The sequence below is a fragment of the Neobacillus sp. NPDC093182 genome, assembly GCF_044754045.1.
In genome coordinates this window covers 75,342-102,283 of record NZ_JBIVOI010000015.1, presented here as the reverse complement: position 1 = coordinate 102,283, position 26,942 = coordinate 75,342, and the positions used below count along the sequence as shown (strand labels likewise).

The window sequence follows — 26,942 nt, the reverse complement described above, 5'->3', positions numbered from 1 at the left end:
TCTCCTTTCAAAAATACCTCTATTGTTATTATATAATAAAGCTCCTGTAATTATCGATGATGTTGCTTCACTCTATAAAATTGGCAGTTGGATCCAGCCATTTAAGAAACAGAACAGTAACACCACTGTATGAACAACAATAGCAGGCAAAATGATTTTAAGTTTTGTTGTTAAAAAGGCAAACATCAAGCCTAATATTAGATACAACAGAAGAACAGCGGGAGAGAATCCAAATATTGTCGTATTAACGGCAAAGGCTATACTAGCAAACAGAATAGCAGTTCTTTCACTCGTAATCTTAATCATTTGTGTTAACAGAATACCCCGCCATATCACTTCCTGCACGGCGGCATGAAGAAGTGAGAATGTGAAGAGGGAGAGGAAAACGTTCATCCCATCCTTTATAAAAAATAAAAAACTGAATCCTGTAAACATAAGCAGTAAAACGATATAGAGAATACTAGAAGATTCCGGTATTTTAAAAAAGAAGCTAATCCTTTTATTGAACTGTTTGATGACATAACACATTGAAAGGATAGGAATGATAAACAATATTTGATTCATGAGTAACCGGAAGAAAGGATCCACAATCATTCCTTCGATAAACTTATCTACATAAATGACAATTAAATTCCCCCCAAAGAAGGAAATAATGACCCAGGTAAATAACCGGTTCTCTTCCCTGAGGAACGCCAGCAGCAGGAATAAACCAAGGATCATCCAAAAGAAGGGACTATAATAATTTCTCGTAAAGAAAAAAACTAAGACAATAAACAACAATGATAAAAAAATACCTTGATAATCATTTTGTTTCATTCCGAAACATCCTTCCAAAAACTTATAAAAGGCCCCGAATTAACGGAGCCATTGAGTCATATGATCTTGAATTTCCTGATATTTAGCCGAAGCATTATCAAGTCCAAAAGAGCCTGCATTTTCAAGGGGGACTACTTGATAATTTCGATTGCTTTGGCTTGAGACATAGGTCGGATAAAAAGCAGGGTTTGCCAATTCTATTTTCTTTTCAGTTTCCGTTACCTGTTTCGTTATTTCAACTGTAGCCATACCGCCAATATCCTTATAGTCACGGACCTGTCCAGAAATGAAGTTACCCAAGGAATAAATAACGAATGCGTTCCTGCCATCTTCTGTTTTAATCCATTCCATTGGCTGAAGTACGTGAGGGTGAGAGCCGAAAATGATATCTACACCTTCATTCGCCAGGAAGTTAGCCAAATCCTTTTGTTCACTTGTAGGAATTCGCTGGTATTCATTTCCCCAATGAATACTCATAATCACAACATCCGCCTCTTTTTTAGCCCGCTTTATTTCTTCACTCATGACATCCCGATTAATCAGGTTTACTAAGAAATCCTTGTCATCTGGTACCGGAATTCCATTGGTACCGTATGTATAAGATAGAAAAGCTAATTTGATGCCATTTTTGTGGATGATTCTAAGTTTTTGACGATCCTCTTCATTTAGAAAGCTGCCAACATGAGGCAGTCCAATACTATTTAAATAATCTGTTGCGGAAAGAATTCCTCTTTCACCCTTGTCCAGCGTATGATTGTTTGCAAGAGAAACGATATCCACCCCGGTATTAACGAGCGCATCTGCGACTTCATGGGGACTGTTAAACATGGGATAACTTGAAACACCGATGCCAGCGCCGCCTAACATACTTTCTTGATTCGCGGTTAGAACATCTGGCGATTCTAGTATACCTTTTACATTTTCGAAGACAGGATTGAAATTATATTGCGTTCCATTAAAGGCGTCCTGATAAACGGTATCATGAATCAATATGTCTCCGATCGCACCAATGGTTAATTTTTCTGTCAATGTCCTGCCCATAACCGGTTGTAATCTGGCAGTATGCTCCTTGACAGGATGTTTTTTGACGGCGGCAGCCTTATTATTGTGTTGTTGAATCAGAAGTACCGAAGCAAAAAGAATACACGCAGAAATGATCAATACGGACGTTAGGATTGCTTTCTTTCTCATAATTTCTCCTTCATCATCTGTTTTTGAGGCAAAATATTTTAATCCATTCTACCAATACTATAATATATTTATATGCTATTTTTCGACTTTTTCCTGCATTTTTCGAAAAAATAAAGGACGTGATTTTATGTTTAAAATAACGGAGAGTGCTAGCACGATATTAGAAGATGTAATTGAGAGAGAAAAGCAGACCCCTAATGAGGAACTTTTCGTCCGGTTGAGTATGGGGATTGGCTGAGGCGGCCCAAAACTAAATCTGTCTCTGGAAGAGCGGAAAATTACTGGCGATCAGCTATTTGAATTTGGCAGGGTAAAAATCCTGATTCATGGTGAGGATTATGTACACTTTGACAAGACAAAACTTGACTATAGCAGGAATGAAGACGGTAAATTTGCATTTAAGCTAATAAAAAAATAAAAACGGAGTTTCCGATCGCGGGACTCCGTTTTTATATTTTTATTATTCCATTCATGAAAAATGGCTTTAAGGAACCAAATTCGATTCCTTAAAGCCATTTAATTTTAGGTTCCGTTTTATTCATGATTCGCTTAATATTTGCACGATGTCGATAAATCACAAAGGACGCCAAAAGAGTGACGGCAATTAGGAGAGGTATGTCCCCATCAATGACGGCATAAATCACAGCGCAAATGCCGGCGAGCATCGATGATAGAGATACATATTTGGTCATGTAAAGACTTGCAAAAAAGACCAAGAAAATAACTAAAAACATTAGCGGGGAACAAAACAATAAAACACCGCCAGATGTCGCTACTGCTTTACCGCCTCTAAAGCCAGCAAAGATTGGATAGGTGTGTCCGATAACAGCAAATACCCCAGGAAGTAAAGGATTTATATCAGCTAGTCCAAATATAACAGGCAAGGAAGCGGCTAACGTCCCTTTTAGGATATCAGCCAATGTTACAGCAATACCAGCTTTTACTCCTAATGTTCGAAAAGTATTTGTTCCCCCTAAATTTCCACTTCCATGTTCGCGGATATCTGTTTTATAAAAAACTTTCCCAATGATTAAACCTGACGGAATGGATCCTAGCAGGTAGGCGAGTAGTAGAACTAAAATAATTTGAACCATCAACGAATTCTCCTTCTATAAATAGTGCATGTCCTGTTATTTTACCATGTATTGGTGAAAAAACACTACTGCTTTTAACTAATTCAAAAAGTACGTAAAAATACCTTCTCAATTTTTCGTTGATACCGTACGATAGAAGTAAGGAGGAACAACGATGGCACAAATTGAATACCAGAAAAAGAAATCATTATCACCAAAATGGATCTTAGGAGGATTGATGATTGCAATTCTATTAATTGCGTCTTCTATTCTTTTTTTATTATATCCGTTTGCATCAAAAGAAAGAGCAGCTTATTTTACCGAAAAAAATCCGATCCTTTTCGAGGGAAGTCAGCGGGGAAATGCACTAATCGAAGGGGATTCTATCTTTCTTCCACTTACATTTATGCAGGAGAACATAGATAACAGCATTATTTTTGATGAAAAATCAAAGTCTATTATCATTACTACATCAGATAAAGTCATCCAAATGCCGACTGATTCCTTAACCTTTTTTGTCAATCAAAAGCCGGTGGAACTTCAAGTATCACCGATTATCTCGAAAGAAGGCCAAATATATGTGGCACTCGAGCCGCTTCTTGCCTATTATCCCATTCAGTATAAGGTTTTAGAGGATACGGGAGTCCTTTGGATTCAAAAAAACGGTGACCAGTATGTGCAAGGGGAAATCATTGCTGAGGATGTACATCCGGAAAAGCTGCGATTACGAACAGAGCCTTCTCTAAAAGCACCCTATACTTCGGAAATGTCAAAAAAAGAGACTGTAATGATTGAGGGCGAGGAAGATGATTTTTATTTAGTAAGAAAAGAAAATGGAATTAGTGGATACATCAACAAGAAATATGTAGAGAAAAACCAAGAGGTTACGATCACCATCTCACAGAAAAATGGAAGCGCAGTTGTTCCAAAAATTAACGGACCGATTCAACTAACCTGGGAAGCGATCTACACGAAGAATCCAGACCATACCCAAATACCGGATATGCTGGGTGTAAATGTTGTGTCACCAACTTGGTTCTCCCTAACTGGAAATGATGGGACAATAAGTAATTTAGCGTCTTTAGAATATAGTAAATGGGCACAATCCAAGGGATATCAAGTATGGGGATTATTTTCAAATTCGTTTGATCCGGTACTAACGCATGAAGCGTTAAAGGACTTTGAAACACGTCAAAAGATTATCGTCCAGCTTCTTCATTTCAGTCAAATGTACCAATTACAGGGGATTAACTTTGATATTGAAAATGTCTATCCCGCAGATGGTCCACTTGTTACTCAATTGATGAGGGAAGCAGCACCGTATTTGCATGAAGCAGGGTTAGTTGTTTCCATGGACATTACGTTTTATGCAGGTGAAAACAATAATTGGTCATCCTTCTACGAAAGAGATAAGCTTGCAAGTATTGTGGATTACCTTATTATTATGGCATATGATGAACACCCGGGATCGTCTCCTGTTGCCGGCAGTGTTTCAAGTCTTCCATGGGTAGAGATGAACCTGCAAAACTTGTTAAAAGAAGTACCAAAAGAAAAATTAATACTAGGTGTCCCTTTATATACTAGATTGTGGAAGGAACAAATGAAAGATGATGGAACGACAGAGGTTTCCTCTCAATCTATGTCAATGGCGAAGGTGAAAGAATGGCTTGCAGAAAAAGGAATTCAGCCTGTGTATGATGAGGCAAGCGGCCAAAATTACGCTGAATATTTTGCAGCAGAAGAGAATGCCACTTATAAAGTATGGATTGAGGATGAATTATCGTTAACGAAGCGGGCAAAACTTGCAGCCACTTATCAACTGGCAGGTATGGCTTCCTGGTCAAGAGTCTTTGGTGATCAGACGGCGTGGACTGCGATGAATATCGACCCTAATAAGGCAGTAACACAGAAATAGACCACATAGCTGGTCTATTTTTGCATCTTTTAAAATAATATTCTGTCTAAGTTAAGAACAATTAAAGTCTATTTTATTACAAATATATGGAGAATTTTCAAACCCTTTCGGCAGCGATTGAAAATAATTGTTATCCCGAAATATAATTTAAGAAAAAGTCGTTAAAACCGCTGCCTGTCAACTGTGTAACTGAACGGTTTTCTGATATTAAAATTTAGTAGATAAAAGAGGTGAACATATGTCGCAAACCAATCATGATTTTCGAGAGTTCTATCGCACTAAGAAAGAAAAGAGTTCCTTTTCTGTTTCAGATTCCATTGAGGAAGCATTGTCAATTTTTTTCTCCTGCCTAAAGAACCACGATATTCAGGTAGATTTCGAATACCGAGGTCTGCAAATGGTCTATGGATTTCCAACTGTTTTCAGTCAAATCATTTTACATATATTAATATATGTGAGAGAAACTTTTGATACAAACCATATAAAAAATCGAAAACTGAAGATCAAGATTTCCAATGATACAGAGTTTATTAATGTGGAGTTTACTGATAATGCAGGTGGTATTGATCCTGCACTAATCTCTAGCTTATCTCAACCGGATTTCACAATAAATGGGGGCCGAACTGGGAATGGCCTTTATATAACGAAAATGTATATTGAAAAGATGAATGGTTTCGTTAGGATTCAAAATACGGAGGATGGATCACGTTTTATTTTATCTGTTCCGAAGGTTCTTTCCTAATCACTCCAAAACTCGATACTTATATGCTCCGGAACCCCAGGAGCTATTTTTTTTGGCAAAAAATCGAATTGTGTTATAGTAAAAGGAAGCTAGTAAAATTCAGGAAATAAAGGAAGTGTTTGTTCATGGCAGTTGAAAATCCATCTTTAGAGGAAATTGGAGCAATTTTAAAGAAATCGAAACGCATCGCTGTTGTGGGGTTAAGTGATAAACCAGACAGAACCTCTTATATGGTTTCTGAGGTGATGCAAAGAGCAGGTTATGAGATCATTCCAGTGAATCCAACGGTTGATGAAGTGCTCGGAGTGAAAGCGGTTGCTTCCTTAAAGGATATTGAGGGACATATTGATATCGTTAATGTTTTCCGTCGTTCAGAACAATTGTTTGATGTTGCGAAAGAATTTGACCAAGTTGACGCCGATGTTTTTTGGGCACAGCAGGGCTTGGTAAATGAGGAAGCCTACGAGTTTTTGAAAGAAAAAGGGTATACAGTCATTATGGACCTTTGTATTAAAGTGGCACATGCTTTAACAAAATAAGGATCAAAGAAAAATGCTGCTAACATTTAGCAGTTTTTTTCTTTTTTTTTCGATAGGTCGTGTTACAAAATTATGTTGTTTTAATTTTGACATTTGCCAAATCGAAATAAATCGCTAAAATAAAGCATAGACGCCGTAAACATGTGGTACAATTAAGAGCGGCAAACATTCGTTCTAAATTATGGAAATAACTTTTTTACACGAATGAATAAACTTACTCATAAAGATAGCAATTAACAGATGTTTTTTCTTTTGCAGGGAATGAAAGGGGTATTTTAGTGGCAAGTAATCAGAAAGCTTTTGAATATAATGATGATGCCATACAGGTACTAGAGGGGCTGGAGGCCGTCAGGAAGCGACCAGGAATGTACATCGGGAGCACTGATACACGCGGATTACACCATCTTGTATACGAGATTGTCGACAACTCTGTCGATGAGGCTCTGGGTGGATTTGGGGACCAAATCATTGTGAAAATTCACAAAGATAACTCGATAAGCGTAATGGATAAAGGACGCGGAATGCCAACGGGCATGCATAAAATGGGGAAACCGACTCCAGAAATTATCTTAACTGTCCTCCATGCCGGCGGTAAATTTGGCCAAGGCGGTTATAAAACCAGCGGCGGTCTGCATGGTGTTGGCGCCTCTGTTGTTAATGCCTTATCTGAATGGTTAACGGTAACGATAAAAAGAGACGGCTTTGTTTATGAACAACGGTTTGAAAATGGCGGTAAACCGGTTACGACCTTGGAGAAAATCGGGAAAACCAATCAAACAGGTACAACGATTCACTTTAAGCCGGACCCGTCCATCTTTTCTACCACCACATATAATTTCGAAACCTTATGTGAGAGGTTACGAGAGTCAGCGTTTCTTTTAAAAGGATTGAAGATTGAAATCATTGATGATCGTAATGATTTTCATGAAGTTTTTCATTATGAAAATGGGATTGAGGCCTTTGTTTCTTACTTAAATGAAGAAAAAGATGTCCTTCATCCCGTCGTTAGCTTTGAGGGAAGCCATAATGGGATTGAAGTGGAATTTGCTTTTCAATTTAATGATGGCTATTCAGAGAACATGCTTTCGTTTGTAAACAATGTCCGGACGAAAGACGGCGGAACACATGAAGTAGGTTCGAAAACGGCTATGACGCGTGTTTTTAATGATTACGCACGAAAGGTTGCACTGTTAAAAGAAAAGGAAAAAAATCTTGAAGGTGCCGATATTCGTGAAGGATTGTCTGCGATTATATCGATTCGGGTTCCCGAGCAATTATTACAATTCGAGGGGCAGACGAAGGGAAAATTAGGTACGAGTGAAGCAAGATCGGCAGTCGATGCAGTTGTTTCTGAACACCTGACTTACTTCCTGGAAGAAAATCCAGACATCAGCGCGTTATTGATTAAGAAGTCCATTAAAGCTTACCAAGCCCGTGAAGCAGCAAGAAAAGCACGGGAGGACGCACGCAGCGGGAAGAAACGAAAGCGGTCTGATGCTCTTTTATCAGGGAAGCTTACACCTGCTCAATCAAGAAATCCGCAAAGAAATGAGATTTACTTGGTTGAGGGTGACTCCGCAGGCGGTTCAGCTAAACAAGGCCGTGACCGCCGCTTTCAAGCCGTACTTCCACTTCGTGGTAAAGTTATCAATACGGAAAAGGCGAAGCTTGCGGATATTTTTAAAAACGAAGAAATCAATACGATTATTCATACGGTTGGCGCTGGTGTTGGATCTGATTTTAATCTAGAAGATGTAAACTACGATAAAGTCATTATTATGACCGACGCCGATACAGACGGTGCACATATTCAAGTATTACTGTTAACCTTTTTCTATCGGTATATGAAACCGCTAATTGAAGCAGGTAAAGTGTTTATCGCGCTGCCTCCTTTATATAAAGTGAGTAAAGGCGCCGGTAAAAAAGAAATCATTGAATACGCCTGGAACGAGGATGAACTTCAGGGTGCCATTAAAAAGGTTGGCAGAGGCTATATGATTCAGCGCTATAAAGGTCTTGGCGAGATGAATGCAGACCAGCTTTGGGATACAACGATGAATCCAGAAACACGGACATTAATACGTGTGAAAATAGATGACGCGGCAAGAGCAGAGCGACGTATCACCACGCTTATGGGTGATAAAGTTGACCCTCGCCGTAAATGGATTGAAAGCAATGTGGCGTTTGGGTTAGAAGAAGATGATACGATCCTTGAAAATGAAAATATTATGGTCGTTGAGGAGGAATCTGAAGAATGAGCACAAATGAGAAATTCCGTGACTTACCTCTAGAGGATGTTCTCGGCGATCGTTTTGGAAGATATAGTAAATACATCATTCAAGAACGGGCCTTACCAGATGCGAGAGATGGCTTAAAACCAGTACAACGAAGAATACTATATGCCATGCATGTTGAGGGGAATACCCATGATAAGGGCTTCCGTAAATCAGCGAAAACAGTTGGTAACGTTATTGGTAACTATCACCCGCACGGTGATTCATCCGTTTATGAAGCGATGGTGCGGATGAGCCAGGACTGGAAGCTAAGAAATGTCCTCGTTGAAATGCATGGAAACAACGGAAGTATGGATGGTGATCCTCCAGCAGCGATGCGTTATACGGAGGCACGCCTATCCGCGATTGCTGCAGAGCTACTTCGCGATATTGAAAAACAAACAGTCGATTTTATTCCTAACTTCGATGATACGTCCAAGGAACCAACTGTATTACCGGCGATGTTCCCAAACCTTCTGGTAAACGGCTCAACGGGGATATCAGCAGGGTACGCAACCGATATTCCGCCGCATAATCTTGGTGAAGTCATTGACGGAGTCATCTTGCGAATGGACAATCCTAACGTATCGGTTGATGAATTAATGACGGTGATTAAGGGTCCTGATTTTCCAACTGGGGGTATTATTCAAGGGATTGATGGTATTAAAAAGGCCTATGAAACTGGTAAAGGGAAAATCATTGTTCGCAGTAAAGCGGATATTGAAGACGTACGGGGCGGCAAGCAGCAAATTGTCGTGACCGAAATCCCTTATGAAGTGAATAAAGCGAATCTTGTTAAGAAAATCGATGAATTCCGCTTCGATCGCAAGGTTGAAGGAATATCAGAGGTTCGTGATGAAACAGATCGAACGGGGTTACGAATTGTCATTGAATTAAAGAAAGATGCGGATGCCAATGGTGTCCTAAACTATCTATATAAAAATAGTGATTTGCAAGTAGCATACAATTTTAATATGGTTGCCATTGCTAAAAAACGTCCTAAATTATTAGGTATACGTGAATTACTTGATGCTTATATTGAGCACCAAAAAGAAGTGGTTCTTAGAAGAACAAAATTTGAGTTAGACAAAGCAAAGGAACGTCAGCATATCGTTGAAGGCTTGATGAAAGCATTATCGATCCTTGATGAAGTGATTGCGACCATCCGTGCTTCAAAAGATAAACGTGACGCGAAAGATAATTTAATTGCCAAATTTGCTTTTACTGAAGCACAGGCGGAAGCGATCGTTTCTTTACAGCTCTACCGCTTAACCAATACTGATATCACTGCCCTGCAGAAAGAAGCAGAAGAATTGGCTAATAAAATTGAAGAATGGACTTCGATTTTATTAAGTGAGAAGAAACTACTATCCGTCATAAAAAAGGAATTAAAAGACGTCAAAAAACGGTTTGCTGATCCTCGCCGTTCAAAAATAGAAGCAGAAATTGAAGAATTGAAAATTAATCTTGAAGTAACGGTTCCTAGTGAGGATGTTATTGTAACGGTTACAAGAGAAGGGTATGTCAAACGGACCAGCCAGCGTTCTTTTGCTGCTTCTAATGGACAAGATTTGGCCATGAAGGACTCAGACCGTTTACTTGCTCAGCTTGATATGAACACAAAGGACGTAGTGCTCCTGTTTACGAATAAAGGGAATTACTTATACTGTCCTGTTCATGAACTGCCTGATATTCGCTGGAAGGATCTAGGGCAGCATGTTGCAAATATCATTCCAATTGATCGAGATGAAGATATCATTCAAGTGATTCCAGTGAAAGATTTTGAGATTGATGCTTATCTAGTATTTGTCACTAAAAATGGTATGGTAAAGAAAACAGAACTTAAGCAATATAAAGCACAGCGCTATTCCAAGCCATTAGTGGGTGTTAATCTTAAGGATGATGATCAAGTAATTGATGTACATCTTACAGATGGAACGAAAGAATTGTTTTTAATCTCAAATTTCGGCTATGCATTATGGTTCCATGAAGAAGAAATTAGTATCGTCGGTGTTCGAGCAGCCGGTGTAAAAGGTATGAATTTGAAGGATGGAGACGTTATTGTTGCCGGTAAGGTTATTACTCCAGACAGTAAAGAAACCATTGTGATCACCACGCAGCGCGGTTCCATTAAGAGAATGAAGCTGAAGGAATTCGAAAAAACCACACGAGCTAAACGCGGGGTTGTCATTTTACGAGAACTAAAAGCAAATCCTCATCGTGTAGTGGGCTTTGTCGTTGCGAATGACGAGGATACCATCTACATTCAAACAGAAAAAGGTTACATTGAAACTGTGGTAACATCAGAAATTCGCTTAAATGACCGTTATTCGAATGGTTCATTTATCCTTGATGAAAACGATAATGGAAAAGTTATCACCATTTGGAAGGTAGAAGGTACACCTAAAGCAGCAGAATAAAATGATGATCAAAGACTCCCAAAATATTGGGAGTCTTTTTCATGTTTTTACCAAAATTGGGGCATACTACATGTATCAGATTTTGGAGGGGAAAAGAATGAAAAAAGAATTACTACTAGTTGCTGCTGCATTTTTTCTCATGTCCGTTACTGCGATTACCGGTGTTCATGCCTTCGATGAAAAAGCTAAAACCGTCACGATTTCAACACATGAATCGGATGTCACTGGAGATGGAATCACTGAAAGCATTCAGTTAAAAGGGGTTCCATATGAAGATGAAGAGGGTTATTTGAAAGAGATTTATATTGATATAGCTACTACCGATGAAAAACAGTACAAAATTCCGCTTGAAAGCGGGTCTAAAGCATCATTAAAGCTAGTAGATCTCAACCAGGATGGAGTAAAAGATTTATTTTCAAATGTATTAACGGGGGGAAGCGGCGGCATTACCCTTAATTATTTATATACATTTAAGGATTTTATCAAAAAGGAATTGGTTGTTCCAGAACCATTAGACATTGCCAGTACCTTTGAAAACGGCTATAAAGCGAAAATTACGATTGGTCAAACAGGGAAGACCTATATGTTTGACTTGAAGGATCGGAAAAAATATTACAAAAAGCTTGGTCTTTATTATAAAGGGAGGTTAAATGAGCCAACAGAATTAACTGTAAATTCATTTCATTCTCTAAAGCCCGTTAAATTAAAAACAGGTGAGATGATGTTAAAAGGGGTACAAAGAATTACCGGGATAGCAAATGCCGACACAATTGCGTTTGTGGAGTCTACATGGAAATATGGAGACCATCAATGGAATCTGAATACAACAAGTGTTCACACTAGCAAAAACGGCAAGTAGGGCAGGAGCCATACCGATTTACCACGTACACAAAATACTCAAAGAACACTGGTAAATCTGTGTTTTTTGAGTATTTTTCGAATCAAAAAGATATAATAATGAGTGGAAAAAAGCGAAAATTTTCATTCTGTCTCATTTTCTTAAGTATACTTGGATTTTGAGATAATGCATAAATTTGTTTCAATAACATTATTATGTAAACTGATAAAAAAGAAAAAGTCAGCAGGTTATTCTGCTGACTTTCATTATGATTCCTCTTTTGGCATATCCATTTTATCTACAGCAATTTTTAAATCATCATTCTTGATATGTGTATAGATCATGGTCGTTTGAATCGATGAATGACCTAATTGCCGGCGTAATTTTGGTACATCATTAATTTCTGCATGGTATCTTGTAGCAAAGGAATGACGCAGCTTATGTACAGATAATGATGGTTTACCAAATGCAGTCGCATATTTTTCAACTAATTTTTCAACAGATCGTGCTGTCAGTCTTCGTGTTTTTCCTTTTGGACCAATTGCCGCTGCAATAAATAAAGCCTTATTATTTTTTTCAACCTTGTACTTAGTGGCTCTCACAGCTAGATATGCCTGCAAGTCAGCCATCGCAGTCTGACTAAAGTACACGAATTGCTCTTTATTTCCTTTTCGAATCACTCTTACACAGTACTTTTTAAAATCAATATCGTCTAATTCAATCCCAATTAACTCTGAAAGGCGAAGTCCTGACCCCAAAATTAATGAAACAATAGCCGTATCACGCTCTTTATTTAATTGATGAAAGTTATAGAGTTTTTTGTTTTCTTTGTTTACTTCACCATAATCATGAGCAATAAATAAACGAAACTTTTCGTATTCATCACCAAGAAGGATTTTACCTTCCATTTTAGCAGCTTTGGTTTCCATGCTGTCTTTGACTTCATTAAATTCGATTTTGGCCAATACATTTCGATTAATATAAGGCTGTAAATCAGGGGTTTCAGCAATGTTCTGCAGATAATTAAACAGGGACTTTAACGCTGATAATTTCCGATTAACGGTTAATTCTTTATTGTTTAATTCGTAATGAAGGAAATTTAAAAAACTTTCAATCTCAATAACTGTCATTTGCTCTAAACGGCTTAAAGGAATATCCTGAACATTACCGATAAATAATTGCTCACGGATCATCCAGTTGAAGAAGATTTTGTAATCATGGCAGTAATTAAACAAGGAAGCAGTCGAAAGCTTTCTTAATTTATGATTGATATATTCATCAACATACCAGGGAAGTTCGGAAAGAAGAGATTGTAATTTATTAAAATTATTTTGTTTTGATGGATTTACCATAAAATCACCTCACTTCTATATTTTACCTAACAAGGTTAATTACGTCAAATTTATATTTTACGTAATTATGTATATGAATAGTAGACACCACTTTTCCTATGTTTTATTCCCTTCTTCCCTAGTTAATAATATGGTTGAGGCAATATGTAACATGTTCTAAATAAAAAAATAGTCGACGGGTTAATATTTATAAAAAAGAGGCTAGCAGCAAAAAGTTATACTTTTAGTACAGCCTCTTTTTTGTTTTTAACCGCTTATTTTAAGAATATTTGAAAAGAATAAATGGTACGGTCACCCACATCAACTCTAATTTTGTATTTACCTGCTGACATTGACTTCGTGTTAAGGTTAAAAATATATTGATTTTCAGTAGAATCATAGCGGAATTGATGATCTCCTACCGCTGCACTTGTAGATAATCCATTAGAGTCTTCCACATAGATCTTAGCAGTTGCTCCAGTAAGGTAGCTACCTGTTTTATCTGTTAACTGGAACTTAACTGGTAGTGTACTACCTGCCTTGTAGCTGGTAGATTCATCCGTTTTTACAGGTGCAAGAATTCCACTTGATTGAATCGTTTCGCTGGAAGCAACTATCGGTAAATTAGATTCCCCTTTGCTGTTTACAGCCGTTACTTTGTAATAAGAAGTACCTAAAGGTGCAGTACGATCAGTAAACTCTGGGGTGGTAGAAGATCCAATCTTGGTATATTCGCCATTTGCAGTTGATGAACGATAAATATTGTAGTTTTCTACACCTAGTATAGGAATCCAGCTTACATCTATATCGGCACGATTGTTTACTGAAGCCTTTATCCCGGCAGGAACAAGGTTTTTAATGGATAAATCGTATCTTCGGGAATCATATCTGCTAAAGTTGTAGTTTCTGAAATCTGGCATGCGTGTTACACCAGTAATATGCTCCCTTAAATTGCTGGTACCATTAGAGTAAATATATACAGCAAGTTCTCCTGTAAGGTTATAAACAATTAACTCATCCCTTGAATCTCCACTCATGTCTGCTACCATTACTTGCTCTTTTGCATCCGTATGTTCGTTAAAGGTAACAATTGGATTAAAGTATCCATCGTATAGCTTTGGTACAATTCCATTCGGATTGTCTGCATCTATCCCTCTTCTATATGCAGTGATAAGTGGTGTATAACTTCCTGTCCAGTTGTCTAGAGGACGTACGATACTTCCCCAATCTCCCTTAGCACGTTGTTCATGGTATAAAGTTTCGCCCTTTGAAGTAAACAGGAACATTCCATCCTGACCTGGATTCCCTCTGTTGACTCTATCTAGTCCTGCAAGCTCCAGACCAGGAGAGTCTACACGGTACTCACCTACTAATATTTGTTGTGGCTCTACTGTATCCCTATTTCTAAATAGTTGGTTACCCTCAAAGTCGAAAGCATAAGTATCGGACCCACCAAGAATGATTTCCTGTTCTCCATCACCATTTATATCGGCTACCCAGTGAGTATCAACATGATCCGGTAAATCTTTTCTCCAAATCTCTTTCCCATCGTGAGAAATTAAGGAATAGTTGTTCACTAATTCATCTTTTCCATCTCCGTCAAAGTCAAAAGGTAGCAAGCTATGTCCAGTGTTTCCTGGATAATACCATAGTTGGTTAAAATCCTTATCCATCGCCCAAATCTTTGAATATCTATCCTTCAATAAGATGTCTTGTGGAGTTTTGTTACCTGAGAAATTCGCGATAAAAATAGCATCATGCGCTCTTTGATCTGGAAGTTTATGCTTATTCTCTATCTCACCTGTCTTCCCGTCAAAAATGTAAAAATACTTTTCTGTATCTTCAGCTAGTTGCATGACGGTCAATACTTCATTTTCTCCATCAGCATCAATATCATAAATCTGAGCAGGCTCATCGGCTCCGCTCGTTGTCACTCTCGGATCAACCGTTCCTTGCTGCCACAATAAGTTCCCTTCTATATCATAGGCTGCCAAATGTCCGACGTATCGAGGGTTCCGAGCATCATCTCTTACTAAGGCAGGCTGCACCATTAAAATATCTTGGCGGCCGTCTCCGTTCATATCACCAATACGCATCCTATTTCCTGTGCCCGCTGCGCTAATATCAATTTTGCTAATTAGGTTAGGAAAGGACCATTGTGTCATACCTAAAACCTCTGCAGATCGGTCCCCTTCTCCTGCAGCACTTACTGCTGAAACCTTATATAAATAACTAGAATCGCTTTCGACACTTTCATCAGTAAAATTGGTCGTTTGTGAGTTACCAACCAATTTATAATCCTTATAACCTAATTTTGTTCGATAAATATTAAAACTTTCAGCCCCGTTTACTGCTTGCCACTTTAATGAAATAGACGTTTGGGTTACAGAAGAGATTTCTATTCCACGTGGGGCGGATAGGGCTGAAGTATGTACTTCATTTTCAGCAAACACAGGTTGTTTTATCGGAACAAATTCAGCTATCATTGATAGTGATAGGACAGAAGCAAGTATCGTTTTAGATTTTTTAAACATGGTTTTCCTCCAGACTAAAAATTAGTATTAGGCAAAAAAAGAATTGTTAACGTTAACATTTTTAGATAAAAAGAGAACTTAAACTACCTTCAAAAATGTTTGACCATCGCTTCACCTCTCTTTCGTTAAGTTGAAATCGCTTACACGTTAAATTGTATTTATTTTCTGAAAATGATTGTAGTGAAAAAACAGTTATCTTTGTTTAAAAAACAGATACTCAAAATTTTGAGAAATAAAGAGGAAAGTTAACTATTATAATGATGTCGGGCTTTTAATAATAAGTAAGTTACCGTTGCCTATTAAAAAAGCAAGGCCCAATTGGCCCTGCTTGTTATTTGACTATTACTTTTCCAACCATTCCTTCATTGAAATGGTACCGGCATATCAGTTCATATGTACCAGACTTTTCAGGTGTCACGGTAATGGTTTTTTCTTTTCCTGGCTGGACTTCGGCGTCAATTCTAAGTTCTTTTACTGTGAAGGTGTGTTCTTTCTTACCTACGTTTTTCAATATCAACGTTGTCGTTCTTCCATTGGGAATAGTAATGACTTTAGGATTAAAGTAATCATCGTTCAACTCGACTTCAATCGCTTTCATCGTCTCTAAAGGCTGTGTTGCAACACGGGATTCGGCAAATACGCCGGGTGAGCCTGATGTTGTCACAACCGCAATCATTGCAAGCAAAACGACCAATCCTGTTACCCACTTTTTCACAGACATTCGCAATCCCTCCTTTCTTAATTACTATTTTTTATCAATTCATTAAATATTATCAATGTAAATTGAGTTTGGAGTGTGTTTTCAAATAGTAACTCCTACTAACACATACATTCGTATTATTACAAGGTATTAAATACTTTTTTGTCACTCTTCACGTATCTCTCCTGTTTTACTCTTCCCTTCAATCTTTACAAAATCCTTCTTTGAATCACCCAAATTCGATATAATGGATTTATGATGTTATTAAAGGAGTTTTCTTACTTAATGGATAAAAAACAGTTAGAAGAAAAAATTATTCAAAACTATCAGGGCGAGGAAAAAATGATGATCCTCGTATTTGCTCAATGGTGTATCAACCATGATTTAAATCCTGAGGAATTGTATTTGCGTGCCTACCCTAATCAGGCTTCGAACATGGCTTTAAAAGAAGCTATGGAATTAGTCGTACCTAAGGATGAAGCTGGAGAAATTGGAGATGAAACACTGCTTGGTGTCTTATCGTTGTTTGGAAACGATGACCTTGCATTTGTTGTGACTGAGGAAATTACTAAAAGGAATGCATAATATTTTGTTTTAAAACCAAAATAAAAACAGGGCTTGTAGCTCAATTGTAGAGCAACTAACAGTTTCAAACGTAATCTGTTAAGTATCTTGTGGGTTCAAATCCCACCAAGCCCTGTAACTAATATAACTCTTCCCTTTTATTTCTACGAAACCTGCTCCTTACTGTTATGTAAAATTTCTTCTGCAATCAATTTATAGGATTTAATTTTATCTTCCGGTGAATGTGTGATGGTTACAATCATCATTTCATCTGCGTTGTATCGGACCTGCAGATTCTCTACTCTCTTTTTTACTTGTTGAGGATTACCTATGATCATACTTTCTCTAATCCCTTCCAGTAGCGTTTTATCTTCATTTTGAAGATAGTCTTTCGCTTCTTGGATGGAAGGAACCCCTTTCTGCCCTTCTCCTTTTTTTCTTTGTAAACCCCATACCAGTGAGCTTAAAGCCACATCTTCTGCTTTTTCTGTGGTTTCTGCACAAATAGCTGTAACAGTTACAATTACTTGTGGAACTTCATTTTGTTTCCTCGGTTGAAAATGATTTCTATATTGTTCGATTATGGCAGCACCATCTTGGTCACTCATAAACTGTCCGAATGCGTATGCAAGTCCCTTTTCTGCAGCAAGTATTGCACTTTTTTTACTAGTACCCAGCAGCCAAGGCGTTGGTGGAAGTGTTGGCACTGGAGCTGCAGTCACTTTCGCGTGGGGATGTTCAGGTGGAACTGTATTGTCTATAAAATGCAGTAAATCTTGCACTGAGTTTGGCATATTCCACACTTGTTGTAAGAAGTTATCAGATAAAGCATTGGTTACTTCTGCTGAACCACCGGGAGCCCGGCCAATCCCCACATCGACTCTATTAGGAAATAACACAGCAAGCATATTGTATACCTCGGCTACTTTATATGGTTTGTAATGTGGTAATAATACAGCCCCTGAGCCGATCCTAATTTTACTCGTATTTGCTCCAATATAACCTAACATTACCTCCGGCGCAGAACATGCAAGGCCAGGTAAATCATGATGTTCTGCAATCCAAAATCTTGTATACCCCAAATTTTCACCTGCTTGGGCTAACTTCATAGATTCTACAAGTGCCTCTCCAGCACTCTGATTAGAAGATATGGGCGCTTGATCCAAAATGCTTAACCTCATTTTTACACCATCCCTTCTCTCCTATTCTCTTACTTCCAGTAAACTTAATTTAAATTCTCCGACCTGCCCTGTAATATATAAATTTGTAAAGGAAGTAGAGTATTGCTGGATACTCGCTTTAAATGATAAATCTCGCTCAGGAACTTTTACGTCAAATGTACCTTTGTACAACAGCGTCGTGATATCATGATATTCCTCACTCGTTACGTTAAATTCGATTGAAATTTTATGTAAATGATCTTCTTTTTCTTCTTCATACTTGTAAACGTTAATCGATGTTTCATCTAAGACAATCTCTTTAACCAATAGAAGCATCTCCTTTTCATCTTCATTAAAATAATAGCACTTACGTTTATAAAAACAAAAATCTTGCTTAAGTGCCGTGCCTGATTCCTTTTGAATTATGGTATGATAATAAAAGTTAATCATTGAGGAGTGGAATCATGAGTGTACATAAAGACTTAATTAAACATGCGAAAAATCAAAATCAAAGTTACCAGGAGTTTAAAGCTTTGGACGAGCTGCGTGAAAAATATATAGAAGAAGCCGTCGAATTATGTAAACAAGGAAAACCTTTTACAACAGATAAAATTAACGAAGTCACCAATAAAATGAACAGAATTAACCTGCGAATCATTTCACTTAGAAAAAATGTTACCACTGAAATGGTACAAGAATATGTAAAGTCATTAAAAAAAAAATAATCCGGTAACGAAAAAAACGACAGATCATTACTGTCGTTTTTTCCTTATAAATGGCCAGCCAGACGGACCATATCTCAGATAAAACTACTCTCTTTCTCTTGCTCTCTGTGTATCTCGAATATTCTTTTGAACCGTAATGGCTGCAAATAAACTAAGAACAAATGACATCCCGTAAAATCCTTTTTCGCTCAAATCAATACTTCCAGCATTGTATAAACCGATGCCCATTAATGAAATCGATACGATAAGTGCTAACCAGCTAATTCCATAATAAATATTCGTAACGGGTATTCCCTCATCTTTATCTCTAACTGCTTTTTGTAAAGATACCGCTGCATAGAGCCCGAATATTAAAACCGCAAAGTAATATCCTTTTTCATTCAATTGCATCGCTGCGTTAAACAAGCCAATGAAATAAGCCGTAACACCTACTAACAGCGCACCCCAGGAAGCCCCTATGAAAGCTGGGGTCGGTTCGCCCTCTTTCCTTACTGCTTTCATTTTAGGATCTTTTTGTTTTCCTTTATCTAATAAAATCTCATGATCATTAGACATTGAATGTTTCCCCTCCATCTTTTAATCAGATAAAAATAGAGCACCGCAGATACACTGTAGTGTTCCCACCTCATTCTATTATATAGAAAATTCTTACAAATGAAAGATGATTTTTCCTTAAATTTCTTATTAAACCTACTTCCATTTTCCTGAACTGTTCAAAATAATATTTGCCTCGATATCTATGTTCATATCCTGGTAGGATTGATACTTATCTAATGCTTTCCATTCATTGTAGTGCATTTTATTTCGTACAAATCGATTAATTCCAAGTGGGTCTACTTTGAGTTTCTGCAACTTTACTATTAGTTCCTTACCCTCCTGATTAATTTTCTTGGTAATAATATTTTCAATTTTTTTTTGTATTTTTGGATCTGAAATTTCTTCTTTCCCTGAATATTCAAGAACATCCCCTACTAATTCTATATAAATCGAGGCTTTCTTTTGATTATTTTCCATTGATTGAACCTTAATTCGGTGTTCCTTAAGTTCATAAGAAAGCATGATTGAGGCTTTTTCTTTCTCTCCTACGTCGATTTGTTCGACGAAATTACCTTGTCTCATCTCTTCTCGAAAAAGGAAAAGATATCGGGCTTCAGAAGGTTTAAGGACATCGACAAGTTTGTCTTCATGAAATAAACCAATACCATTATAGGCGATGTTATTTTTTTCAACTTTAAAGACCGGCAGGATCGGATCTATTCCGTCATCATAGTAGTCTCTAAGGAATTGATAAATATTATAATTTGTTCTCAAATTTTCTCTATTCAATTTTGTTAAAAACTGTTCTAGATATGTCGCATTTTGACCTTCGCTTTTTATCTGCAGCATTAAAACATCACTGGCTTCATCTTCAGCTAAAGCCAACTTTAGTCTTGTACCGATACTTGGATCACGAACTATGGAATGTAAATAAGGCAACATCCCTTCTTTAGCTAATTCCTGTCCAAACAAGGAAACACGAATTTGTCCGCTTTCTAGTTTTAAATTAGTTTTAACTCTTACTTTTTCCCTCGCCTCTTTACTTGTTTTTCCCTCCACTATAATCGTTTTTCGATCATATTTCCCGTCTTTTGTTATGATTGGAAAGGTACCTGTTAATTTTATGGGATTAGTTTCGTTATCAGTGAGATCGTAGCCTACAGCGTTAACAAGAGCTAAATCATCTATAATACGTTGCTCGGCACATCCAGTCAGAAAAAATAATATTATGATGAAAAATAACTTATTCATTGGCTTGCTTCCTGTTCATTTTTTTCGTGAATAGAACTGTAATCAATAAAAATATCGGTACTAGAAAAGCAATTACAGTAGCTGCATAGGTAATATACGTTAACCATTGTTCTACTTCTTTAATAACCTTGGGAATAAACGACACAAAAAAACTAATCGTCAAAATGCCAATTAAGAGAAAGTTTGATTTTATCCTTTTAAACTGATACTGTACAAGTTCCTTTGAACCCCATAGGTACATAACAGTCGTCATAAGTACCTTTAAGCCAAAAACCGAAAAAGTAAAATTTTCTACCCTTTCAAGGACAGGAAAAGAAATATATCCCAACAAGGTTACCACTGGGTATATTTCCCTTAATAATTGCTCAAAACTGAAAAAACCAAAACTGACGAATGTCACACCGAAATAAATCACTGCTGTAATCGAATTCCCTGCTATAAGAGATTTTAATTGTTTTCTCTCTATCATATGGATAAATAAAATGGACAATTCATAACCTAAAAGGGCTGTAAAAATAGACATTCCCCCTTTCAACATATCCGTTTCGCCTTCAAAAATAAACGGTGTAAGCCGGATAAAGCTAAATTCTGGAAGATGGAAAGCTAATAAAAAAATAGTCCAAACGGTAAAATAAAATATTACAACCGTTGATTTTGCGATTTGATAAAGATCTTTTTTTAACAACACATACGTTAAAATATAAAACATTGAGAGTAAGTAAATAAGTGACACGTTTTGGTAGAACAATACTTTAATGATCATTGTAAACTTAACCATGACCATTATTCCTAACAGCATCCATACCACGGCAATGAACAAACAAAATGGAAGTGTAATCCATTTTGGAAAAATGGATATAATTTCAAACATGGACTTCCCTTTACTTATTTTAAATACGAGCCAAATGAGAACTAGATTGATATTTACAATTATAGAGATAATGATAAGTCCAATCCATCCGTTTGTCCCAAAGGCTTCAGCAACAAGTCGCGGCAAAGAAAATAATGTAACACCAGATTGGATTAAATAGATTAAAATGGAAGCTTGAAAGGGTGATAATTTTTCTTTCATTTGCATGATCATCATCCCCTTTCGGCTTTTTTCTTAAATGGACCCCTTATTAGTGAGTATTTAAAGAATTTAGAATACATAGGCGATATTGGCAATAAGTAGGGAGAATTTAAATTGGTCAGACTGCTTAAATGGATAATCAAGATCCCCATACCAAAAATTATCCCAAGATTACCCCAAAATCCAGAGATGATAATAAATCCGAAACGAACAATTCTAATTGATGCACTTAATAAATAACTGGGTACGACAAAGGATGCAATGGCAGATGCCGCAACCACAATAATGAGAATATTGCTGGTAATCCCTGCCTGTACAGCGGCCTGCCCGATTACAATACCACCTACAATACCAATTGTCTGTCCAACTTTTGTTGGAAGCCTGGCACCAGCTTCTCTCAACAGCTCTAACAAGAATTCTAAAAACAGCGCCTCAATAACAGGAGGAAACGGTACTTTACTTCGTGATTCCAGCAATGTCGGAAGTAATGCCTGCGGAATCATTTCATAATGATAAGTTGTAACGCCTACATATAAGGCAGTAAATAAAAGGGTAACTAAAATGGCAATATATCGAGTTACCTTAATAAAAGTACCTACAATCCATCTTTGCCCGAAATCATCCATTGATTCCATAAAATCAAAAAAACTGACAGGTGTACAAAAAGCAAACGGACTGTTGTCCATTAACCCTATGATTTTTCCATCAAACAACTTATATGCCGCTACATCTGGTCTTTCTGTGGTATAAAATTGTGGAAATGGTGAATTTGGATGTTCATCAATAAATTGAACAAGCATATTCGTATCTACAATACCATCGTTATGAATCGATAGAATCCGTTTTTTAATTTCTTCTAAGTCTTTATCAGATGCTACACCTTCGATATATAGTAAATATACAGCCCTTTTTGACTTATTACCCACATGCAATTTTATCGTCTTGAGTTGTGAACTCATTACTCTTTTTCGAATAAGAGATAAATTTACATCAACAGATTCCACAAAAGCATCATGCGCACCAAGAATGACCGTTTCTGTTTCAGATGGTGAAATAGAACGACCTTTTCCCTCTTTAAAAGGAAGCTCATATGCTAGTTTCTCGGTGAAAAAGATAGCACTCCCAGATAATATGGCTTCTTCTACACTATTCATATCGGAAAGTACTTTAAACTCTGAATGGTTTAAATAAGACTGTAACTCTTCTAGCGTAATATTTCTTAGTTTTGATAAAAATTGTTCATAATGATCCTTATTAATTAGATAACTAAAGTAATAAATTTTTACTGTTAAATGCGGAAACTCTGTAACACTTAAATCAGAACTATTATTAAAATTGTTAATAAATTGCTGTAATATTGATTCTTCAGCTAATTTTAGGTCTTCTTTATCACTCGTAGGTGTTTGTATTAGGTTTCTCTGCAGTTTGAAATCCTTCAAAAAGCGATTGCGATCTTTACGCATTCGCATTCGCACCCGCCCCATCTTTTTCTTTTATTTTTTGCTAACAATGGTAATTTATACATTTATTAAAAAGTTGAATAATATTTTGTATAAGAGAGACAGATTGCAAATAAAGGAGGTTACCGGTGAAAAACCTAAATCCATTTTCTCCTTGGGAAGAGCATTATTTTTGGGTAAATATACTTTTAGATCATGCCGTTTTTGTTCGGGATTATTTATCACCCGTCGAGGTAAACCTTATAGAAGAAGCTGTGAACTTTATAGGCAGGTTTACTAAGCTAAGAAATCAGCTGGAACAAATTCCAAAGGACAGTCATGTAAATTCTCAGGCATTAGTGGAATTTTCTAGGCTTTCTGCTCAAGTTTCTTATGATTATTACCGCTTTGAAGGAAAGGTTCTTAACTTACAATTAAATAATAAAATACTGATCAACATTACCCCAACCTATTTTAATGGTACTTTAAATGAAAACGGTGAATATTTACGGATCCTTCAGTATTACATGAATGGAACCGATTATCCCCCGCTTCCATTAGTTGATTTATTAGACCTTTGGTTAGAGGATCAGCTAGGTCATGCTTCATTATTAAATCGCGCACTTGATGGTGTAGAACTTATCCTTCATGAAAAAGTAAACACACTAAGTAAGCTTTTTTCTGCACATATGTTAAAAAATGACGCGATAAAAGGGTATTTACGGTTTATGCCTCCTCATTTCCCAGTCCAAATCACCTTTGCTCGTGAAGTTAGCGGAACAGTGCTTGCCTTTAACCAATTGGTCGAACATGTTATTACGCTATATAAAGGAAAAGAAGTCCTAAATGCGACAACGCTGCGGTTTCTAGAGCACCATTTTCCCGAGTCATGTTATTTTTTAACCAAGATCAGTGCATTTGTACCGGATATGGAAAGACCCCCTTGCTCATTAACATCCTATTTTAAAAACTACCACAGAGAATATTAATGTTGGTTAATCCATTCTTTGTTTGCTCATACTAATTTTGGATTCATGATTATTAGAAATGGAGCTGATTATAAGAATGGAATTTGAAGCTATGAATAACACTGAAGCTGCCCTTCACGAGTATAAAGCAGGTTTAGGTGTGTTTACTCAGAAAATGCCGGAGTTTGCTAGACATTTCAATGCATTTACAGAAGAGTGCTTTAAAGAGGGAGCTTTAACTCAACGGGAAAAGCAATTGATTGCATTAGGCATTAGCCTCTATTCACAAGATGAATATTGTATTATTTACCATACAAAAGGTTGTCTTGATCAAGGATGTTCTGAACAGGAAATCCTTGAAGCAGTTGGTGTTACGGCTGCATTTGGCGGAGGAGCAGCGATGAGTCAGGCAGTTACACTTGTTCAGGAATGTATTGAGGATTTAAATCAACTAAAACAATAATACTCTTTAAAAAACCACTACAGAACATTTGTTCTGTAGTGGTTTTTTCAGTGGATATGGTTTTTAACTTGTTTCATGAGATATTGAACAAAATCGTCGTCTTTTACTAACCAGACCTCATAATTCCTTTTCAAGTAGCTTTCCCCTTCTTCAAAATTAGCATAGGTTTGTTCCAAGCGTTTTTGCCCTTTTTGAATCGCCCATTCATGGTCATTTATTTGATGAAGCAAGAAGTAATCTTCTCTTCTGCTTTTATACAAAGTACCAAACTCAGAACCCTTAAGGTTATAACGATTTCGTCTCGCGTCCTCTGGAATCGGTTCTAGGTGAAAGGTTTCGGTCACGAAACTAGTATAGGCTTCTTCGGTTAACGAACAGCCTGACGCCTTTGCATGCCCCCCGCCTCCGTATTGTCCGGCAACCTCAGAAACATCAATATGATCGTGAATGGTTCGGAAACCCATCCGCTTCCCGCCAATATTTAAAATCGCAATATAGTCAAGATGAGGGTATTCTTTCCCTAATTCATTTCCCAATTCAGAGTGATAAGATTCAGCATAGACCACACCTGCAAAAAGACCATTGAGTTCAGTTTGTACCAGCTCCCGTCTTTTCCTTCGAATATAGCGGTCAATTTTATCTTCTTCCATGTCTAATATTTTCTTTTCAAACTCGTCAAAATGAAAATGTTCACTAGTCTGTAAACGTGTAATCATTTTTTCTTCAAATTCGTCAATGGATACGAGAAAAAATAAAGCATTTAGACGCTGGGCCTCCTGATTATCATTTTTTTCCCATTCCCACGTATCATATTGTCTAACCAGCTCAACAAATTCTGTGATTGCAGCGGTCTCCTCGATGAACTGATGTGAAAGAAGATAGTGATACAATAGGGAGGTTGCAGAAGTTAATTTCCCTTCTTCATCCTCTACAACCACATGACCCCAGGGATAATCATTGTAATGCAGTGCGGTTTTATGATGATCGATTAGCTGTACTTTTCCGCCATCTTGGTAAAACTCGTTAATCCTCTGCTCATTTTTTTCATTTACAGACAAATCGGTAATAAATAAAAACGTGTTCTTATCTCCGTTTTCAAAAAACCACTCTACTTCTCGATTTAAACCAGATATGGAGTTGTAACGAACCTTTACATCCTCCCCAAAGGCAAGCTTTGCTAAAATACCACACCCGACCCCATCTAAATCATTATGCGACAACAATTTGTACATGCTCTTCACCTCATAAAATAGTATGGTATCAAAAGGGTAAAAATATTGAATGACAGCAAACAAAAAACCCGCTGCTTCTAAAAGTGCGAGTTTTGTCCGTTAATTTTCTATAAAAGAAAGGATATCATTTTTCTGTTTCTGAAAGACATTTCTCCCCAATTCACTAAGTATATCCATATAGTTGACTTCATCGAACGGTACTTCCTCTCCTAAATCTTCATTGATTCGAAGGTATTGTTCCTTAAGGAGAAGCTGACAATGATAGGTCACAGATTCTGATGAAAGGTGAAGGGCCAAATCGAGTAGCTTTGGTGTGACCTTCATCGAAGGCAAATGAAACGGGAGCCATTGATTGATTCCCCAATACTTATCATTGTTGTTCGTAAAATCAATATTCTGTAATCCAGTGCCAATCGATAAGATATTGATTTCTTTCATACTTTTTTGGAAGAAATGAATTGCTTCGGTTAAGCAGACTAATGAAGGATTATTCGCCCATAGCCCGCCATCTATGGATAAGTATTGATCCCCTATTTTGTTAGGAGGAAAATAGACAGGTGCTGAGCAGGAAGAAAGGACAGCATCCCATACCTTTATCGATAAATCATCACAATCAGGATGCCCGTAGTTGGAGCGGTGCGTAAACGGTTTTCCATGCGTAATGTCCACAGCAGGAATAAGGAGCGGCTTGGTTATATCCTTTAGCTCCACTTCACCGAATGCATTTTTTAAAAGATGTCTTAATGCTCGGTCACTGTAGACACTTTTGAATAGTCCAACCTTTGCCTGTCTCGTAAAAATCTTTCCGCCATAATGCTTGTAGCTTTCATAGATTTCTCTCATGTTTTTATTAAGTGAAACGGAGGCAGCGATGATTGCTCCAGTACTTGTACCAGCAACAGCATCAAACAACTCTCCAACAGGATGGCCCACTTCTTCTTCCAATGCTCGTAAAATCGAAATTGCAAATATCCCCCGGATGCCGCCACCGTCTATACAAAGTAATTTCATTTATATTTCACCTAATTTATACTTCTTATTTCCTTAAGTGTACCCTTCATGTTCCCAGGTTATTAAGGTTTTTCTTTATCAATGGTGGAGAGATCATCCGCTTTCCGAAAGGGCAATTCCCCCTCCAACCAGTTCCTTTAGTTGAATT

Annotated in this window: 24 protein-coding genes; 10 read left to right on the top strand and 14 right to left on the bottom strand. The window is 37.2% G+C overall.

The window, feature by feature from the left end; all coding sequences use genetic code 11:
- Positions 1-72: 72 nt before the first annotated feature.
- From ACIQAA_RS24200 to plsY, 3 genes are all read right to left on the bottom strand, one after another.
- Positions 73-816, bottom strand: coding sequence for a CPBP family glutamic-type intramembrane protease (locus tag ACIQAA_RS24200; RefSeq protein WP_402624736.1), 744 nt, complete (start codon positions 814-816; stop codon positions 73-75).
- Between the two features lie 39 nt (positions 817-855).
- Positions 856-2,007, bottom strand: a complete 1,152-nt coding sequence (locus tag ACIQAA_RS24195) for a CapA family protein (protein ID WP_402624733.1) — start codon at positions 2,005-2,007, stop codon at positions 856-858.
- A 506-nt stretch (positions 2,008-2,513) separates the two neighbouring features.
- The gene (gene plsY / locus ACIQAA_RS24190; protein ID WP_402624731.1) at positions 2,514-3,101 is read right to left on the bottom strand and encodes a glycerol-3-phosphate 1-O-acyltransferase PlsY; all 588 of its coding nucleotides are present in this window, start codon (positions 3,099-3,101) and stop codon (positions 2,514-2,516) included.
- A gap of 154 nt (positions 3,102-3,255) precedes the next feature.
- Here plsY and ACIQAA_RS24185 point away from each other — a divergent pair, with 154 nt between their 5' ends.
- From ACIQAA_RS24185 to ACIQAA_RS24160, 6 genes are all read left to right on the top strand, one after another.
- Complete coding sequence (locus ACIQAA_RS24185; protein WP_402624729.1) at positions 3,256-4,995, top strand: glycosyl hydrolase family 18 protein; 1,740 nt, start codon at positions 3,256-3,258, stop codon at positions 4,993-4,995.
- Between the two features lie 238 nt (positions 4,996-5,233).
- Positions 5,234-5,737 (top strand): ATP-binding protein, encoded by a 504-nt coding sequence (locus ACIQAA_RS24180; protein WP_402624727.1) that lies wholly within the window; start codon positions 5,234-5,236, stop codon positions 5,735-5,737.
- A gap of 125 nt (positions 5,738-5,862) precedes the next feature.
- Entirely contained in the window at positions 5,863-6,276 is a 414-nt protein-coding gene (locus ACIQAA_RS24175) for a CoA-binding protein (protein ID WP_402624726.1), read from the top strand.
- Positions 6,277-6,554: 278 nt separating this feature from the next.
- On the top strand, positions 6,555-8,534 hold the full coding sequence (gene parE / locus ACIQAA_RS24170; RefSeq protein ID WP_402624724.1) for a DNA topoisomerase IV subunit B: 1,980 nt from the start codon (positions 6,555-6,557) through the stop codon (positions 8,532-8,534).
- On the top strand, positions 8,531-10,969 hold the full coding sequence (gene parC / locus ACIQAA_RS24165) for a DNA topoisomerase IV subunit A (protein ID WP_402624723.1): 2,439 nt from the start codon (positions 8,531-8,533) through the stop codon (positions 10,967-10,969). The genes parE and parC overlap by 4 nt, the downstream gene beginning before the upstream one ends.
- 97 nt (positions 10,970-11,066) lie before the next feature.
- Positions 11,067-11,828, top strand: coding sequence for a hypothetical protein (locus ACIQAA_RS24160; protein WP_402624720.1), 762 nt, complete (start codon positions 11,067-11,069; stop codon positions 11,826-11,828).
- 245 nt (positions 11,829-12,073) lie between these two features.
- Here the strand turns inward: ACIQAA_RS24160 and xerS are convergent, their stop codons facing one another.
- The 3 genes from xerS to ACIQAA_RS24145 form a co-directional block, all read right to left on the bottom strand.
- The gene (xerS, locus tag ACIQAA_RS24155) at positions 12,074-13,159 is read right to left on the bottom strand and encodes a tyrosine recombinase XerS (RefSeq protein WP_402624717.1); all 1,086 of its coding nucleotides are present in this window, start codon (positions 13,157-13,159) and stop codon (positions 12,074-12,076) included.
- A gap of 254 nt (positions 13,160-13,413) precedes the next feature.
- Positions 13,414-15,672: a PxKF domain-containing protein gene (locus tag ACIQAA_RS24150; protein ID WP_402624714.1), complete on the bottom strand. Its 2,259-nt coding sequence runs from the start codon at positions 15,670-15,672 to the stop codon at positions 13,414-13,416.
- A gap of 331 nt (positions 15,673-16,003) precedes the next feature.
- Complete coding sequence (locus ACIQAA_RS24145; RefSeq protein ID WP_402624711.1) at positions 16,004-16,393, bottom strand: cupredoxin domain-containing protein; 390 nt, start codon at positions 16,391-16,393, stop codon at positions 16,004-16,006.
- A gap of 264 nt (positions 16,394-16,657) precedes the next feature.
- On the opposite strand from ACIQAA_RS24145, the gene ACIQAA_RS24140 reads away from it, so the two are divergent.
- Positions 16,658-16,957 (top strand): hypothetical protein, encoded by a 300-nt coding sequence (locus tag ACIQAA_RS24140; protein ID WP_402624708.1) that lies wholly within the window; start codon positions 16,658-16,660, stop codon positions 16,955-16,957.
- A 143-nt stretch (positions 16,958-17,100) separates the two neighbouring features.
- On the opposite strand, the gene ACIQAA_RS24135 is transcribed toward ACIQAA_RS24140, so the two are convergent.
- The gene (locus tag ACIQAA_RS24135; protein WP_402624706.1) at positions 17,101-18,117 is read right to left on the bottom strand and encodes an LLM class flavin-dependent oxidoreductase; all 1,017 of its coding nucleotides are present in this window, start codon (positions 18,115-18,117) and stop codon (positions 17,101-17,103) included.
- A gap of 21 nt (positions 18,118-18,138) precedes the next feature.
- On the bottom strand, positions 18,139-18,423 hold the full coding sequence (locus tag ACIQAA_RS24130; protein WP_402624703.1) for a DUF3219 family protein: 285 nt from the start codon (positions 18,421-18,423) through the stop codon (positions 18,139-18,141).
- A 137-nt stretch (positions 18,424-18,560) separates the two neighbouring features.
- On the opposite strand from ACIQAA_RS24130, the gene ACIQAA_RS24125 reads away from it, so the two are divergent.
- The gene (locus tag ACIQAA_RS24125; protein ID WP_402624700.1) at positions 18,561-18,821 is read left to right on the top strand and encodes a DUF2533 family protein; all 261 of its coding nucleotides are present in this window, start codon (positions 18,561-18,563) and stop codon (positions 18,819-18,821) included.
- 84 nt (positions 18,822-18,905) lie between these two features.
- Here the strand turns inward: ACIQAA_RS24125 and yiaA are convergent, their stop codons facing one another.
- The 4 genes from yiaA to ACIQAA_RS24105 form a co-directional block, all read right to left on the bottom strand.
- Positions 18,906-19,376: an inner membrane protein YiaA gene (gene yiaA / locus ACIQAA_RS24120; RefSeq protein WP_402624698.1), complete on the bottom strand. Its 471-nt coding sequence runs from the start codon at positions 19,374-19,376 to the stop codon at positions 18,906-18,908.
- Between the two features lie 135 nt (positions 19,377-19,511).
- Complete coding sequence (locus tag ACIQAA_RS24115; RefSeq protein ID WP_402624696.1) at positions 19,512-20,609, bottom strand: Ger(x)C family spore germination protein; 1,098 nt, start codon at positions 20,607-20,609, stop codon at positions 19,512-19,514.
- On the bottom strand, positions 20,602-21,687 hold the full coding sequence (locus ACIQAA_RS24110) for a GerAB/ArcD/ProY family transporter (protein WP_402624693.1): 1,086 nt from the start codon (positions 21,685-21,687) through the stop codon (positions 20,602-20,604). The genes ACIQAA_RS24115 and ACIQAA_RS24110 overlap by 8 nt, the downstream gene beginning before the upstream one ends.
- Positions 21,688-21,692: 5 nt before the next feature.
- A complete protein-coding gene (locus ACIQAA_RS24105) occupies positions 21,693-23,150 on the bottom strand; it encodes a spore germination protein (RefSeq protein ID WP_402624691.1) in 1,458 nt (485 codons plus the stop codon).
- A 119-nt stretch (positions 23,151-23,269) separates the two neighbouring features.
- Between ACIQAA_RS24105 and ACIQAA_RS24100 the strand changes: the two genes are divergently transcribed.
- Positions 23,270-24,109 (top strand): DUF2935 domain-containing protein, encoded by an 840-nt coding sequence (locus ACIQAA_RS24100; RefSeq protein WP_402624688.1) that lies wholly within the window; start codon positions 23,270-23,272, stop codon positions 24,107-24,109.
- A gap of 76 nt (positions 24,110-24,185) precedes the next feature.
- Positions 24,186-24,551, top strand: coding sequence for a carboxymuconolactone decarboxylase family protein (locus ACIQAA_RS24095; protein WP_402624686.1), 366 nt, complete (start codon positions 24,186-24,188; stop codon positions 24,549-24,551).
- A gap of 47 nt (positions 24,552-24,598) precedes the next feature.
- Here the strand turns inward: ACIQAA_RS24095 and ACIQAA_RS24090 are convergent, their stop codons facing one another.
- Together ACIQAA_RS24090 and ACIQAA_RS24085 are read right to left on the bottom strand one after the other, a co-directional pair.
- On the bottom strand, positions 24,599-25,783 hold the full coding sequence (locus ACIQAA_RS24090) for a DHH family phosphoesterase (RefSeq protein WP_402624683.1): 1,185 nt from the start codon (positions 25,781-25,783) through the stop codon (positions 24,599-24,601).
- Between the two features lie 99 nt (positions 25,784-25,882).
- Complete coding sequence (locus ACIQAA_RS24085) at positions 25,883-26,794, bottom strand: CBASS cGAMP-activated phospholipase (protein WP_402624680.1); 912 nt, start codon at positions 26,792-26,794, stop codon at positions 25,883-25,885.
- Between the last annotated feature and the right edge of the window lie 148 nt (positions 26,795-26,942).